Here is a 14,641-nt window from a genome sequence, read left to right on the forward strand (position 1 = left end):
ATAAACTTCCCTCATGGCGCGAAAACGTGGCGCCGATCGTGGGATAAATGTGGTCATTTTTACGAAAACCGTGTCTGAAGTCATCCACGCGCAGTTCGACGAACTGACGCGCGCCGAGCGCAAGTTGGCGGAGACACTGCTGGAAAATTATCCCGTCTCGGGCCTGGGAAGCATTACGACCGTGGCCGAAAACGCCGCGGTATCGACACCAACTGTTGCCCGTATGGTGCAGAAACTGGGCTACAAAGGCTATGGCGAGTTTCAGGCGCAACTCCACCATGAGCTGGAAGCGACGCTTTCAAATCCGATTGCCAAACACGATCGCTGGGCCGCCAATGCGCCCGGCACCCATATCCTGAACCGCTTTGCCGATGCGGTGATGAACAATATGCGCCAGACCCTGTCCGAGCTGGATACCGCGAGTTTCGATGCCGTGGTGAAGCTGCTTTGCGACAAGAAGCAGTCGGTCTATTTCGTCGGTGGCCGCATTACGGGCTCACTGGCCGAATATTTCTTTACCCACATGCAGGTCATCCGCCCCCGCACGACCTTGATGTCCAGCAATTCCGGCGCGTGGCCACAGCATGTCTTGAACATGAATGCCGGCGACGTTCTGGTAATCTTCGATATCCGCCGTTACGAGGCCGATATGGTGACGCTGGCGGAGGTTGCCCGTAACAATGGCGTCAAGATCGTCCTCTTTACCGACAACTGGTCCTCCCCCGTTACAAAGCATGCACTCCATAGTTTCAAGATCCAGATCGAGGCGCCCTCTGCCTGGGATTCATCTGTGGTCACACTCTTCGTGGTTGAGGCTTTGATAGAAGCCGTGCAGAATGCTGCCTGGGACGAGACACGCGAGCGTATGACGACGCTCGAAGGCCTTTTTGAACAGGCCCGCCTTTTCCGCAAGCCGCGGTAGAAGCGTTGATAACAATGGGAGGGGAAAAATCAAAAATATCAAAGATAAAGCGGATTGAGAGACGCGCCTTTGGCGCGCGGCATCTGTCACAATACTATCATTGAACCCGAATATCAGTCTTGCGACCGCGCGGCCTCCATGAGCCCGGCGCGACGTTCAAGTGGAGAAACACCTATGTTCAAGAACATCAAGCGTATTCTGTCTCTGTCGACCGCCATGGTCGTTGCGACTTCCTCGCTGGCAATGGCAGAGCCGAGCGCAGAACTCGTCGATGCCGCCAAGGCTGAGGGCATGCTGACCACCATCGCCCTGCCCCACGACTGGTGCGGCTACGGCGCAGTCATCGACGGCTTCAAGAAGAAATACCCCGAAATCCAGGTCAACGAACTGAACCCGGATGCCGGCTCCGCTGACGAAGTCGAAGCCGTAAAGGCCAACAAGGACAACAAGGGCCCGCAGGCCCCTGACGTCGTGGATGTTGGACTTGCTTTCGGTCCGCAGATGAAAGCCGAAGGCCTTTTGATGCCGTATAAGGTCTCGACCTGGGACGAAATTCCAGACAGCATCAAGGATGCCGAAGGTCATTGGTATGGTGACTATTACGGCGTGATGTCGATGATCGTGAACAAGGATCTCGTCACCAACACACCGGCAGACTGGTCCGACCTGCAAAAGCCTGAATACAACGGCCAGGTTGCGCTCGCCGGTGACCCGCGCGCCTCCAACCAGGCGATCCTCGGTGTTCTCGCAGCTGGCATGGCCAGTGGCGCCGCGGCCGGCAAGGATGCTGGCGAAGCCGGTCTGAAGTTTTTCGCCGAATTGAACAAGGCTGGCAACTTCGTACCCGTCATCGGCAAGTCCGGAACGCTTGCTCAGGGCTCGACCCCGATCGTCGTTGCCTGGGACTATAACGCGCTCTCCTGGAAGGACACACTGGCCGGCAACCCGCCTGTTGATGTGATCGTTCCGGAATCCGGCGTTCTGGCTGGCGTCTACGTTCAGGGCATCTCGGCCTACGCGCCACACCCGAATGCCGCCAAGCTCTGGATGGAATATCTCTATTCTGACGAAGGCCAGACGCTTTGGCTCGCCGGTTACTGCCACCCTGCCCGCTTTAACGCCATGTCCAAGGCAGGCAAGATTCCGCAGGATCTGCTCGACAAGCTGCCGCCTGCAGCGTCCTACGAAAAGGCCTACTTCCCGACGCTTGAGGAAGTCGATGCCAACAAGGCCGCAGTCACCAGCGGTTGGGACACAGTGGTTGGCGCCAACGTCCAGTAAAGTCTCTTGATATCGCCGCCTCGGCTCTTGAGCCGGGGCGGTTTTTCTTATCTTATATTCCAACAACAAGAAGCGTCGTCTCAGACGCGATGAAGGGGACAGGTATGGCTGACAGCAGTTCCGCACCCGCGGCTGCCCGCGTCTCGGCGCGATTGCCGTTACATTGGCTGGGCGTCGCACCGTTCCTGATCTTTGCCCTGCTCTTTCTGTTCATGCCGACATTGAAGATTGTCATCGGTGCCTTTCAGACGCCGGAAGGTGGCTTCACATTCAACAATATCAGGGACCTCTTCACGCCATCCATCCTGTCGGCCTATTGGGTCTCGATCAAGATCAGTCTCGCATCGGCCATATTCGGTTGTCTGATCGGATTTTCCGTTGCAGCAGCCGTCATTCTGGGTGGCTTGCCGAAATGGATCCGCGGTCCGCTGATGACCTTTTCCGGCGTCGCCTCCAACTTTGCCGGTGTCCCTCTCGCCTTTGCGTTTCTGGCGACCCTGGGGCCGGTCGGTCTGGTGACAGTTTTCCTGCGCACCGAGATCGGCGTCGATTTGCGAATGCTGGGCTTCAATCTCCTGTCCTTCTGGGGACTGACCATCACCTATTTGTTCTTCCAGATCCCGCTGATGGTCCTGATCATCACCCCAGCCATTGACGGGTTGAAGCGGGAATGGCGCGAGGCAGCATCAATCCTTGGCGCCACACAATTTCAGTATTGGCGTATGGTCGCATTCCCGATCCTCACACCCTCGCTGCTCGGAACTTTGGCTCTGCTGTTTGCCAATTCCTTCGGCGCCGTCGCCACCGCCATCGCGCTGACAGGTTCGTCGCTGAACATCGTGCCGATCCTGCTGTTTGCGCAGATCCGCGGTGATGTGCTCGGCAATCCCAATCTCGGCTATGCCCTGGCCTTCGGTATGATCGTCGTCACCGGCCTTGCCAATGCAATGTATATCTGGCTGCGCGCCCGCTCGGAAAGGTGGCTCAAATGAAGAAGTTCTGGGCCTGGGGAGCGCTTGCCTTCGGCATTGTCTATTTCGCGCTGCCGCTGATCGGCATGACCAACTTCTCGCTCAAGATGCGGCGCGGCGTCTATTCCTTCGATGCCTATGCCAAGGTACTCGGTGATCCGAAGTTCCAGCAGACATTCAGCTATTCGGTGACAATGGCCCTCGTGACCATCGTCTTCGGGATGCTCCTGATTGTCCCGACCGCCTACTGGGTGCGGCTGCGCATGCCAAAAATGCGGCCCTATATCGAATTCATCACCCTATTGCCGCTGGTCATCCCGGCGATCGTGGTCGTCTTCGGCTATATCCGCCTCTACAACACGTCAAGCTGGCTACCGCTGACCGGCACCGTCATGGGCACCAATCTCCTGCTGATGTTCGGCTACACCATGTTGTCCCTGCCTTATATGTATCGCGCCGTAGATACCGGTCTTGCCGCAATCGATGTCAGAACCCTGACGGAGGCCGCCCAGAGCCTTGGTGCGGGCTGGACCCGCATTCTCTTTCGCATCATCCTGCCCAACGTCCTGATCGCGGTTCTGTCCGGCGCCTTCATCACCTTCGCCATCGTGCTGGGTGAATTCACTATGGCCGCCCTTTTGAACCGTCCGGCCTTTGGTCCATATATGCAGCTCCTCGGTGCCAACCGTGCCTACGAGCCGGCGGCCCTCGCCGTGATCGCCTTCGGCATCACATGGGGATGCCTCGGCCTGATCCAACTCGTCTCACGTTTCCAGAAAAACCAACGCCCCGCCTGAGGACTTGACCCAATGAGCTTCCTGACACTGTCCAATATCAAGAAGTCGTTCGGACCGGTTCGGGTCGTGCATGATTTCAACATGTCGATCGATCAGGGCGAATTCGTTTCGTTCCTCGGCCCGTCCGGCTGCGGAAAGACCACTGTTTTGCGCATGGTGGCAGGTTTTGAGGAACCATCCGCCGGTTCGATCGTGATCGACGGCAAGGACCAGACCTCGCTGAAACCCAATCAACGCAATATCGGCATGGTCTTTCAGGCCTATGCGCTTTTTCCCAATATGAATGTCTTCGACAACGTCGCCTTCGGCCTCAAGGTTGCTGGCGTCGCCAAGTCCGAGATCGACAAGCGCGTGAACGAAATGCTGGAACTGATCGGGCTGTCGCATCTGGCCGACCGCTACCCCTACCAGATGTCGGGCGGACAGCAACAGCGCGTCGCCCTCGCGCGTGCGCTTGCGCCGCGTCCGCAGGTGCTGTTGCTGGACGAACCATTGTCGGCGCTCGATGCCAAGATCCGCGTATCACTGCGCGAGGAAATCCGTGCCATTCAGCGCAAGCTCGGCATCACCACCATCTTCGTCACCCATGATCAGGAAGAGGCGCTGTCGATTTCCGACCGCGTGGTGGTGATGAATGCCGGCCGCGCCGACCAGATCGGCACGCCGTTCGAGATCTACAACACACCGGCTACACGCTTTGTCGCATCGTTTGTCGGAACGCTGAACCTCATCACCGGCGCCGTCGTCGACAGCAACAATGTGCGCATCGGCGAAAATGTGCTGACGCTCAAGCAATCGCTCGATGGCTACAAGATGGGCGATGAAATTCAGCTGGCGCTGCGTCCGGAAGCAGCCTCTCTGACACCCTCGCCCAAGGACGACACCACGTTAAGCGGTATCGTCACCTCCAGCCACTTTCTGGGCTCGGTCATCCGCACCCGGCTCGATGTTGGAGGAAATACGATCTCCTTCGACATGTTCAATGATCCGGGCCTCAAGCTGCCACCGATCGGCGCACCGGCCACGCTCCATTTTGCCGCCGATGATCTTCTCGTCATCAAGGACTGAAGCGAGCGGCCATTGCAAACGATCTTCTATAACGGCAGCGGCGTCATCGGCTTCAACCGTCGCCGCGTATCTGACGGGCTTTCACGGAAATTGGCGCGGTAACTTCGGGCAAAGGCAGAGGCCGAGTTAAAACCGGTCGCGGCTGCGATATCGGCGAAGGGCGTGCGTGTTTCGATCACCTTGCGACGCGCCGCATTCAACCGCAGAGCCAGATAATGGACATGCGGCGGCACTCCGACGGCACTGCCGAACAACGCCGTCAGATGCCGCGCACTCACCCCGATGCGTCGGGCAAGCCTCGGCAGTGTCAGGGGTTGATCGATATGTTCTTCCATCAGCCGCATCGCCTGGCTCACCCGGCCATCGACCATGCGCATACTGCCGGTGGACGGCATGGCTGAGACGGACGCATCGATCCCGCCCTGCTCGTGAATGAACTGGCGCGAGACCTCCAACGCCAGCGAATAGCCGTGACGACGGCGGATCAGTTCCAGCATCAGATCAAGTGCAGGCAGCGAGCCTGCAGCCGTAATGCGCTTGCCGTCGATCACATAGCGTTCCCGCACCGCCCGCACCTGGGGATAGGTCGCTGCAAACTCATCGTAATCCTCCCAATGCGTCGTGGCTGAAAAGCCTTCCAGCAATGCCGTTTCCGCCATCAGCCACGAACCCGATTCGATCCCCGAGACCGAGGCGCGATGTCGGGCAGTCTTCGACAGCTGCGTTTTCATGCTGGATGTGGCGTAGCGTCGCCAGTTGTGACTGGAGAGAATGAACAGCGGATTGGTCTCTGTGCCAGGTTTGAAAGGGCCATCGACTGGAACCGGAATACCGCTCCTCGTTTCGATGGCTTTGCCGTCCAGACTGAACACCTTCCAGCGGTAGAGCTGCAGCCCGCTCACACGGTTGGCGACGCGCATGGGTTCCAGCACGGACGCAACCAGCATGAGGTTGGTTTCCGGAACCACCAGAAGATCGATATCGACGGTCTGAGACGCCAATTGCTGCATAGCACCATCCAAATTCAGCCGAATATGTATCAAATCATTCCTAGAATGCATAGCATGGCATTGGCAATTGGCTCGTAATAGGGACAACGAACAAGGGAGATCGACTTTGCCACTAGCCATGAACCGCGACGTTTTCATCACTTGCGCAGTCACCGGATCGGGCGACACGACGTCCAAATCCGAGCATGTTCCCATCACGCCAAAACAGATCGCAGACTCCGCGATCGACGCCGCAAAAGCCGGCGCGGCCGTTGTCCACTGCCACGTCCGCGATCCTGAAACCGGCGCCCCCAGCCGACGCAACGATCTCTACAAGGAAGTGACCGATCGTATCCGCTCCGCCGACGTCGATGTGGTCTTGAACCTCACCGCCGGAATGGGCGGAGACATGATCTTCGGCGACGTTGAAAAGCCGCTTCCCCTGAAGGAACAGGGCACCGACATGGCTGGTGCCACCGAACGTGTGTCCCACATTGCCGAATGCCTGCCGGAAATCTGCACGCTCGATTGCGGCACCATGAACTTTTCGCTGGGCGACTATGTCATGACCAACACGCCGTCGATGCTGCGCGCCATGGCCAGGAAGATGACGGATCTTGGCGTTCGTCCCGAAATCGAAGCCTTCGATACCGGCCACCTCTGGTTTGCCAAGCAACTGGTCGAAGAAGGTCTGATCGAAGATCCGGTTCTGGTGCAGCTCTGCATGGGTATCCCGTGGGGTGCGCCTGACGATCTCAACACCTTCATGGCCATGGTCAACAATATCCCGTCGAACTGGACCTTCTCGGCGTTCTCCATCGGCCGCAATGCCTTGGCCTATCCGGCAGCGTCGATCCTCGCCGGCGGCAATGTTCGCGTCGGTCTGGAAGACAATCTCTATATCGGCAAGGGCCAGTTCGCCACCAATGCCCAGCTCGTCGAAAAGGCAGCCTCTGTCGTGGAAGGCATGGGCGCCCGCATCATCGGTCCGGCCGAAGTGCGCGAAAAGCTGAAGCTGACAAAGCGATAACACCAAGTCCCCTTCCAAACCCTTCCCACGAGGGGGAGGGTTTACGACACCCAACCCTCATCGCCAGCCAAAGTCCTTCTACCAGATGGCTGTAGCGTAGAGTTGAGAATGAGCGAATGCCGCGAGTTAAACCCTCCCCCTTGTGGGTAAGGGCTTGGGGCCGGGTCTTAAATCAAGGATCTTTGCATATGACCAAAATCAACAAGGCCGCCTGCATTGGCGGTGGCGTTATCGGGGGAGCCTGGGCGGCCCGTTTCCTGCTCGCCGGTATCGATGTCGCCATGTTCGACCCGCATCCGGAAGCCGAGCGTATCGTCGGCGAAGTGCTGGCCAATGCCGAGCGAGCCTATGGCATGCTCACCATGGCACCGCTGCCACCGCGCGGCACTCTGACCTTCGCCAAGAGCCTTGAAGACGCCGTTCAAGGCGCTGAATGGATTCAGGAAAGCGTGCCTGAGCGCCTGGAGCTAAAGCGCGGTGTGATTACCCAGATCGACGCGGCAGCAGATCCGTCGGCCCTCATCGGCTCGTCCACATCCGGCCTCATGCCCTCAGACCTCCAGCGCGACATGAAGCATCCCGAACGCATGTTCGTCGCGCATCCTTATAATCCTGTCTACCTGCTGCCGCTGGTCGAACTGGTGGGCGGTGCCAAGACATCCAGGGACACAATCGCCCGCGCCAAGGAACTGACCGCCACCATCGGCATGGAAGGCGTTGTCATTGCCAAGGAGATCGAGGCATTTGTCGGCGACCGCCTGCTCGAAGCTTTGTGGCGTGAGGCACTCTGGCTGATCCAGGACGATATCTGCGACACCGAAACACTCGACAATGTCATGCGCTATTCCTTCGGCATGCGCTGGGCGCAGATGGGTCTGTTCGAGACCTACCGCATTGCCGGTGGCGAGGCCGGGATGCGTCACTTCCTCAACCAGTTCGGCCCCTGCCTCAAATGGCCCTGGACCAAATTTACCGATGTTGTCGATCTTAACGATGCACTGGTCGAGAAGATTGGCGCCCAGTCGGACGCCCAGGCCGCCGGTCGTTCGATCCGTGAACTGGAACGCATCCGCGACGAAAATCTCGTCGGCATCATGCAGGCGCTGAAAGGTGGCAATGGCGGCGAAGGCTGGGGCGCCGGCAAACTGCTCGCCAATTTCGAGGCCCGTCTGTGGGCCAATGCCGGAAAGGCCGAGGTCGACACCACCGCCAAGCAGCCGCTGCGTCTGATCGACACCAAGGTCCATCCGTCCTGGCTCGATTACAATGGCCACATGACGGAATTCCGCTATCTGCAGGTCTTCGGCGACACCACCGATGCACTGCTGCGATTGATCGGTGTGGATGACACCTATGTTCAGACCGAGCGGCAGAGCTACTACACCGTCGAAACCCATATCCGCCATCTCGGCGAAGCGAAGATCGGCGAGGAACTCTACACGACCTGCCAGATCCTCTCGACGGACCAGAAGCGTATCCATGTTTTCCACCAGATCCATCTGGGTAAGGACGATAGCGTGATCGCAACCGCCGAACAGATGCTGCTCTATGTCGATTCCGAGGCCGGAAAGGCGATGACGGCACCGGACAAGGTTCTGTCGAAGCTCACAGCCATTGCCGCCGCCCATGCTGACCTGCCCAGGCCGGATGCAGCAGGACGCTCGGTCGGACAAAAGAAGTAGCGTTGCGACAAACGTCTGGCTTTCGCTCCACCTTCTCTCCGCCTGCGGGGAGAGGGAAGCAGAAGGCGAATAAGGGCAAAGACTGCGCGCAGCCAGAACGGCAAAAAAGGGGAAGCACATGAATTTCGGCCTCACCGAAGAACAGGAAATGATCGTCAAGACGGTGCGCGACTTCGTCGAGACGGAAATTTACCCCCATGAGGACATGGTCGAGAAGACCGGCGAAGTGCCGCCCGAGCTTGGTCGGGAGATCGCCGCCAAGTGCAAGGAGATCGGCTTCTTCGGCTGTAACCTGCCCGAAGAAGTGGGCGGCGCGGGCCTCGACCACACCACGTTCACCCTCGTTGAGCGTGAACTCGGTCGCGGCTCCATGGCCCTCACCGTCTTCTTTGGCCGCCCCTCCGGCATTCTCATGGCCTGCAACGATGAGCAACGCGAGAAATATCTGCTGCCGGCCGTCAGTGGCGAAAAATTCGATGCACTCGCCATGACCGAGCCCGACGCAGGTTCCGACGTGCGCGGCATGAAGTGCTTTGCCAAGCCAGATGGCGACGACTGGGTCGTCAACGGCACCAAGCACTTCATCAGCCATGCCAATATCGCCGATTTCGTCATCGTCTTCATCGCCACCGGCGAAGAAGACACACCGCGCGGCCCCAAGAAGCTGATCACCTGCTTCCTCGTCGATCGCGGAACACCCGGCTTCGAAATCCGCGAAGGTTACAGTTCCGTCTCCCATCGCGGCTACAAGAACTGCATCCTGACCTTCGACAACTGCCGACTGCCAAAGGCACAGATCCTCGGCGAACTGCACAAGGGCTTCGATATCGCCAATGACTGGCTTTACGCCACGCGCCTGACGGTTGCCGCGACCTCGGTTGGCCGTGCCCGCCGCGCATTCGACTACGCACTGAACTATGCCGCCGAGCGCAAACAGTTCGGCAAGCCCATCGGCGCCAATCAGGGTGTCTCCTTCAAGCTTGCCGACATGATCACCGACATCGACGCCGCAGATCTGCTCACCCTGTCTGCCGCCTGGCGTCTCGACAACGACCTGCCCGCCAATCGAGAGATCGCATCGGCCAAGGTCTTTGCCACCGAAATGCTGGCCAAGGTGACGGACGAAGCCATACAGGTCTTTGGCGGCATGGGCCTCATGGACGACCTCCCGCTTGCCCGCTTCTGGCGCGACGCCCGCGTGGAGCGTATCTGGGATGGCACGTCGGAAATTCAGCGTCACATCATCAGCCGTGAACTCCTGCGGCCATTGGGGGCGTAATGACCACTCGCTCGCTTGATCGCCTCATCCGCCCCAAATCCATTGCCGTCTTCGGCGGCAAGGAAGCGGGCCGCGTGGTCGAACAGTGTCGCAAGATGGGCTATGCGGGCGAGATCTGGCCGGTCCATCCGACCAAGGACACCGTCCACGGCCTGCCCTGCTTCCGCTCGGTCGCCGATCTGCCATCTGCCCCTGATGCTGCCTTTGTCGGCGTCAATCGCGCACTGACAATCGATATCATCCGCGAATTGTCGGCCGCCGGAAGCGGCGGTGCAATCTGTTATGCCTCCGGTTTCCGTGAGGCTGTCAACGAACTCTCCGATGGCGGCGATCTGCAGGACGCCTTGGTCGCGGCCGCTGGAGACATGCCGATTGTCGGACCCAATTGCTATGGTCTGATCAACATGCTCGACGGCGCGCTGCTGTGGCCGGACCAGCATGGACTGACCCGCACCAACCGTGGCGTGGCGATCCTGACGCAGTCCTCAAACATCGCCTGCAACATTTCCATGCAGATGCGTGGACTTCCCATTGCCTATCTCATGACGGCAGGCAATCAGGCGCAAACGGGTTTGTCGGAGCTTGCCGCCGGCATTCTGGAAGACGAGCGCGTCACCGCAATCGGACTGCATATCGAAGGCTTCGACGATATTCGCGCAGTCGAACGCCTCGCCACCCGGGCGCGCGAGTTGAAAAAGCCCGTCATTGCCCTGAAAGTCGGCAAATCGGAAGCGGCCCGGAAAGCGACCGTCTCGCACACTGCCTCGTTGGCGGGAAACGATGCGGTCTCGTCTGCCCTGTTTGAACGTCTGGGCATCGGCCGTGTCGACACATTGCCGGAAATGCTGGAAACGCTGAAGCTGCTTCACCTGCACGATCCTCTGGAGAGTGCAGAGATTTCCTCGATGAGCTGTTCCGGTGGCGAGGCATCGCTGATGTCGGATGCTGGCGAACGCCACAAGGTCACCTATCGCGATCTCCGGCCCGAACAGTTAAAGCCACTGCGCGAGAGCCTTGGCGACATGGTCACACTGTCCAATCCGCTCGATTACCACACCTTCGTCTGGGGCAACAAGGAACGCCAGACTGCCGCCTTTTCTGCCATGATGGACGGGGCCTATGCGATCAATCTGGTCGTCCTCGATTTCCCTCGAGCGGACCGCTGCGATGGCGCGGACTGGATGACGACGGTGGATGCGATACTGTGTTCTGCCAAGGCAACCGGCCAGCGCGCAGGCATCGTCACAAGCCTTGGCGAGAATCTATCGGAAGACATTGCCGTTACCCTGATGGAAGCCGGCATCGTTCCCTTCTTTGGCATCGATGAAGCCCTTACCGCCATCGAGGTCTCCGCCTCGATTGGACAAGCATGGGCAAAACCCCTGCCCGCTCCGCTGATCGCAGAAGCATTTATCGACGGCGAAACGGAACTCTTGTTTGAAGATACGGCCAAGGGGGAACTGGCCAAGTTCGGATTGACCGTACCCAAGGGCGAAACGGCGAAGACCTCCGATCTAGCGGCAGAGGCCGCAATCCGTTTGGGCTTCCCGGTCGCTCTGAAAGGCCTGGGGGTCGCCCACAAGACCGAAGCTGGTGCCGTCAAGCTCAACTTGAAGGACGCAGATGCCGTTCGTGAAGCGGCAACCGGCATGGCCGGGATTGCCAGCGGATTTCTGGTGGAAGCGATGGCGGATAAGCCGGTCGCCGAGATGATCGTCGGCGCCATGCGCGATGCAGTCGCCGGCCCCGTACTAACCATCGGTGCAGGAGGCATACTCGTCGAACTGCTGGATGACGCCGCCATCATCACGCTGCCCACAGAGCCAGAAACCATCCGGTGCAAGATCGAAAGCTTGAAAATCGCCAGGCTTTTGCATGGCTACCGCGGCAATCCAGCCGGCGATATCGACGCGCTCGTCGCTGCCGTCGCTGCTGTGGCAAAATATGTCGCAGACAATGCGGCTGTCTTGGAAGAACTGGACATTAATCCATTGATGGTCCTTCCCGCAGGTCGGGGTGTGGTCGCCGTGGATGCCCTGATCAGAAAAAGGAGATAACGGAATGACCGGCCCGATTAGGACACGACGCGAAGGCGGCATTCTGGAGGTCACAATCGACCGTCCAAAGGCCAATGCGATCGACCTCAAGACAAGCCGGGTGATGGGAGAGATCTTCCGCGACTTCCGTGACGATGCCACCTTGCGCGTCGCGATTGTCACCGGTGCCGGGGAAAAATTCTTCTGCCCCGGCTGGGATCTGAAGGCTGCCAATGACGGAGATGCCGTCGACGGCGATTATGGTGTTGGCGGCTTTGGCGGCATGCAGGAACTGCGTGACCTGAACAAGCCGATCATCTGCGCAGTCAACGGCATCTGTTGCGGCGGCGGGTTCGAAATCGCGCTGTCGACAGACCTTATTCTCGCTGCCGAACACGCAACCTTCGCGCTTCCGGAAATCCGCTCTGGCACGGTCGCCGATGCGGCATCGATCAAACTGCCCAAGCGAATCCCCTATCATGTCGCCATGGACATGTTGTTCACGGGGCGCTGGCTCGATGCAGAGGAAGGTCATCGCTGGGGCTTCGTCAACGAAATTCTGCCCGCCGACAAGCTGATGGAACGTGCCTGGGAGCTCGCCCGGATGCTCGAAAGTGGGCCGCCACTCGTCTATGCCGCGATCAAGGAAATCGTGCGCGATGCCGAGGGCAAAGACTTCCCCACCACCATGAACAAGATCACCAAACGGCAATATCAAACCGTCGATACTCTCTATTCCAGTGAAGACCAGTTGGAAGGTGCCCGCGCATTTACAGAGAAGCGTGATCCCGTTTGGAAAGGTAGGTAGCCAACATTTCGCCATAAAAGCTCATGCGAAAAGTGAAAAAAATAAAGTCAAGACTTTGTTTTCGATCACATTTCCATATGATGCCGCCATTCATCAGCATGCTAGGCAAAAAGAATAAGATCCGGCATGCGTCCGCAACCAGAGAAGGAACAGGGAATGACTGATTTCAAGAAACACCTCGCGAGCAGTGTCACAGCACGTGGCATGAACCGTCGCGAATTCATGGGCCGCGCCATGGCAGCCGGCCTCACAATCACAGCCGCAAGCACATTGTTTGCCGAAAGCGCCTCCGCGCAGGAGCCCAAGAAGGGCGGCCATCTGAAGCTTGGTCTCGAAGGTGGCTCTGCCACCGACAGCCAGGACCCGGCAAAGTTCCTGTCGCAGTTCATGTTCCTTATCGGCCGTTGCTGGGGTGACATGCTGGTCGAAAGTGATCCGCATACCGGCGAACCCGTACCATCGCTCGCCGAGAGCTGGGAACCGTCGGCCGACGCCTCCACCTGGACCTTCAAGATCCGCAAGGGTGTTCAGTTCCACGACGGCAAGGAACTGACCATCGACGACGTTGTTGCGACCTTGAAGCGCCACACCGATGAAAAGTCGGAATCCGGTGCGCTCGGTGTCATGAAGTCGATCACCGACATCAAGGCCGATGGCGACAACCTCGTGCTGACGCTCACCGAAGGCAATGCCGACCTGCCGCTGCTCCTGACCGACTACCATCTGGTCATCCAGCCCAATGGCGGCAATGACGATCCGCTCGCATCGATCGGCACCGGCCCCTACATCCTCAAGACATTCGAACCCGGTGTGCGTGCCACGCTGGAGAAGAACCCGAACGACTGGCGTTCTGACCGCGGTTACGTGGACAGCATCGAAGTCATCGGCATGAACGATGCGACGGCCCGTATTGCGGCTCTCTCATCCGGCCAGGTTCACTTCATCAACCGCGTTGACCCGAAGACCGTCGACCTGTTGAAGCGCGCTCCGACCGTCGAGATCCTCAACACCTCTGGTCGCGGCCACTATGTCTTCATCATGCATTGCAACACTGCGCCGTTCGACAACAACGACCTGCGCCTTGCACTGAAATATGCCATGGACCGCGAGACCATGGTCGAAAAGATCCTCGGCGGCTACGGCAAGGTCGGCAACGACTTCCCGATCAACGAGACCTACGCCCTCTTCCCGGAAGGCATCGAACAGCGCGCCTATGATCCGGACAAGGCGAAGTTCCACTTCAAGAAGTCGGGTCACGACGGTTCGGTCCTGCTGCGCACGTCCGAAGTCGCTTTCCCTGGCGCCGTCGATGCAGCCGTTCTTTACCAGGAATCGGCCAAAAAGGCTGGCATCGATATCGAGGTGAAGCGTGAGCCGGGTGACGGCTACTGGTCGAACGTCTGGAACGTCCAGCCCTTCTCCACCTCTTACTGGGGTGGCCGTCCGACCCAGGACCAGATGTATTCGACTGCCTATCTGTCGACTGCCGACTGGAACGACACGCGCTTCCTGCGCCCGGACTTCGACAAGATCCTGCTTGAGGCCCGCGCCGAGCTGGATCAGGACAAGCGCAAGGAAATGTATCGCGAAATGGCGATGATGGTCCGCGACGAAGGCGGTCTGATCCTGCCAATGTTCAACGACTTCGTGAACGCCTCGACCAAGAGCGTGAAGGGCTACGTCCACGACATCGGCAACGACATGTCGAACGGCTATGTCGCGACCCGCGTCTGGCTGGAAGACTAAGAAAACTTCATTTGGCGGGGCCGCATATGGCG

Annotated in this window: 12 protein-coding genes; 11 read left to right on the plus strand and 1 reads right to left on the minus strand. The window is 58.9% G+C overall.

From position 1 onward, the window contains the following. Positions 1–13 precede the first annotated feature (13 nt). From ACQQ2Q_RS11560 to ACQQ2Q_RS11580, 5 genes are all read left to right on the plus strand, one after another. Entirely contained in the window at positions 14–922 is a 909-nt protein-coding gene (locus ACQQ2Q_RS11560; RefSeq protein ID WP_428187213.1) for a MurR/RpiR family transcriptional regulator, read from the plus strand. A gap of 174 nt (positions 923–1,096) precedes the next feature. After that, positions 1,097–2,203, plus strand: a complete 1,107-nt coding sequence (locus tag ACQQ2Q_RS11565; RefSeq protein WP_428187214.1) for an ABC transporter substrate-binding protein — start codon at positions 1,097–1,099, stop codon at positions 2,201–2,203. Between the two features lie 104 nt (positions 2,204–2,307). Continuing rightward, complete coding sequence (locus ACQQ2Q_RS11570; RefSeq protein WP_428187215.1) at positions 2,308–3,195, plus strand: ABC transporter permease; 888 nt, start codon at positions 2,308–2,310, stop codon at positions 3,193–3,195. Continuing rightward, positions 3,192–3,971 carry an ABC transporter permease gene (locus ACQQ2Q_RS11575; protein ID WP_428187216.1) on the plus strand — a complete coding sequence of 260 codons (780 nt, stop codon included), beginning with the start codon at positions 3,192–3,194 and terminating at the stop codon, positions 3,969–3,971. The genes ACQQ2Q_RS11570 and ACQQ2Q_RS11575 overlap by 4 nt, the downstream gene beginning before the upstream one ends. Positions 3,972–3,983: 12 nt before the next feature. Next, positions 3,984–5,039 carry an ABC transporter ATP-binding protein gene (locus ACQQ2Q_RS11580; RefSeq protein WP_428187217.1) on the plus strand — a complete coding sequence of 352 codons (1,056 nt, stop codon included), beginning with the start codon at positions 3,984–3,986 and terminating at the stop codon, positions 5,037–5,039. A 26-nt stretch (positions 5,040–5,065) separates the two neighbouring features. On the opposite strand, the gene ACQQ2Q_RS11585 is transcribed toward ACQQ2Q_RS11580, so the two are convergent. Next, entirely contained in the window at positions 5,066–6,049 is a 984-nt protein-coding gene (locus tag ACQQ2Q_RS11585) for a GlxA family transcriptional regulator (protein WP_428187218.1), read from the minus strand. 106 nt (positions 6,050–6,155) lie between these two features. Here ACQQ2Q_RS11585 and ACQQ2Q_RS11590 point away from each other — a divergent pair, with 106 nt between their 5' ends. The 6 genes from ACQQ2Q_RS11590 to ACQQ2Q_RS11615 all read left to right on the plus strand — a co-directional run bounded on the left by ACQQ2Q_RS11590 (position 6,156) and on the right by ACQQ2Q_RS11615 (position 14,609). Further along, a complete protein-coding gene (locus ACQQ2Q_RS11590) occupies positions 6,156–7,058 on the plus strand; it encodes a 3-keto-5-aminohexanoate cleavage protein (protein WP_428187219.1) in 903 nt (300 codons plus the stop codon). 188 nt (positions 7,059–7,246) lie between these two features. Beyond that, on the plus strand, positions 7,247–8,740 hold the full coding sequence (locus ACQQ2Q_RS11595; RefSeq protein ID WP_428187220.1) for a carnitine 3-dehydrogenase: 1,494 nt from the start codon (positions 7,247–7,249) through the stop codon (positions 8,738–8,740). A gap of 118 nt (positions 8,741–8,858) precedes the next feature. Continuing rightward, a complete protein-coding gene (locus ACQQ2Q_RS11600) occupies positions 8,859–10,019 on the plus strand; it encodes an acyl-CoA dehydrogenase family protein (protein ID WP_428187221.1) in 1,161 nt (386 codons plus the stop codon). Continuing rightward, positions 10,019–12,076, plus strand: coding sequence for an acetate--CoA ligase family protein (locus ACQQ2Q_RS11605; RefSeq protein WP_428187222.1), 2,058 nt, complete (start codon positions 10,019–10,021; stop codon positions 12,074–12,076). The genes ACQQ2Q_RS11600 and ACQQ2Q_RS11605 overlap by 1 nt, the downstream gene beginning before the upstream one ends. A 4-nt stretch (positions 12,077–12,080) precedes the next feature. Continuing rightward, the gene (locus tag ACQQ2Q_RS11610; protein WP_428187223.1) at positions 12,081–12,863 is read left to right on the plus strand and encodes a carnitinyl-CoA dehydratase; all 783 of its coding nucleotides are present in this window, start codon (positions 12,081–12,083) and stop codon (positions 12,861–12,863) included. 156 nt (positions 12,864–13,019) lie between these two features. After that, entirely contained in the window at positions 13,020–14,609 is a 1,590-nt protein-coding gene (locus tag ACQQ2Q_RS11615; RefSeq protein WP_428187224.1) for an ABC transporter substrate-binding protein, read from the plus strand. The last annotated feature ends 32 nt before the right edge of the window (positions 14,610–14,641 follow it).

The sequence above is a fragment of the Agrobacterium sp. ES01 genome (assembly GCF_050320885.1).
Lineage (GTDB): Bacteria > Pseudomonadota > Alphaproteobacteria > Rhizobiales > Rhizobiaceae > Allorhizobium.

Excerpts from the sequence above, each read along its gene's own strand:
- ACQQ2Q_RS11610 (WP_428187223.1), top strand. The coding sequence starts at position 12,081 with ATGACCGGCCCGATTAGGACACGACGCGAAGGCGGCATTCTGGAGGTC.
- ACQQ2Q_RS11615 (WP_428187224.1), top strand. The coding sequence starts at position 13,020 with ATGACTGATTTCAAGAAACACCTCGCGAGCAGTGTCACAGCACGTGGC.
- ACQQ2Q_RS11570 (WP_428187215.1), top strand. The coding sequence starts at position 2,308 with ATGGCTGACAGCAGTTCCGCACCCGCGGCTGCCCGCGTCTCGGCGCGA.
- ACQQ2Q_RS11565 (WP_428187214.1), top strand. The coding sequence starts at position 1,097 with ATGTTCAAGAACATCAAGCGTATTCTGTCTCTGTCGACCGCCATGGTC.
- ACQQ2Q_RS11585 (WP_428187218.1), bottom strand. The coding sequence starts at position 6,049 with ATGCAGCAATTGGCGTCTCAGACCGTCGATATCGATCTTCTGGTGGTT.
- ACQQ2Q_RS11595 (WP_428187220.1), top strand. The coding sequence starts at position 7,247 with ATGACCAAAATCAACAAGGCCGCCTGCATTGGCGGTGGCGTTATCGGG.
- ACQQ2Q_RS11600 (WP_428187221.1), top strand. The coding sequence starts at position 8,859 with ATGAATTTCGGCCTCACCGAAGAACAGGAAATGATCGTCAAGACGGTG.
- ACQQ2Q_RS11605 (WP_428187222.1), top strand. The coding sequence starts at position 10,019 with ATGACCACTCGCTCGCTTGATCGCCTCATCCGCCCCAAATCCATTGCC.
- ACQQ2Q_RS11580 (WP_428187217.1), top strand. The coding sequence starts at position 3,984 with ATGAGCTTCCTGACACTGTCCAATATCAAGAAGTCGTTCGGACCGGTT.
- ACQQ2Q_RS11575 (WP_428187216.1), top strand. The coding sequence starts at position 3,192 with ATGAAGAAGTTCTGGGCCTGGGGAGCGCTTGCCTTCGGCATTGTCTAT.
- ACQQ2Q_RS11560 (WP_428187213.1), top strand. The coding sequence starts at position 14 with ATGGCGCGAAAACGTGGCGCCGATCGTGGGATAAATGTGGTCATTTTT.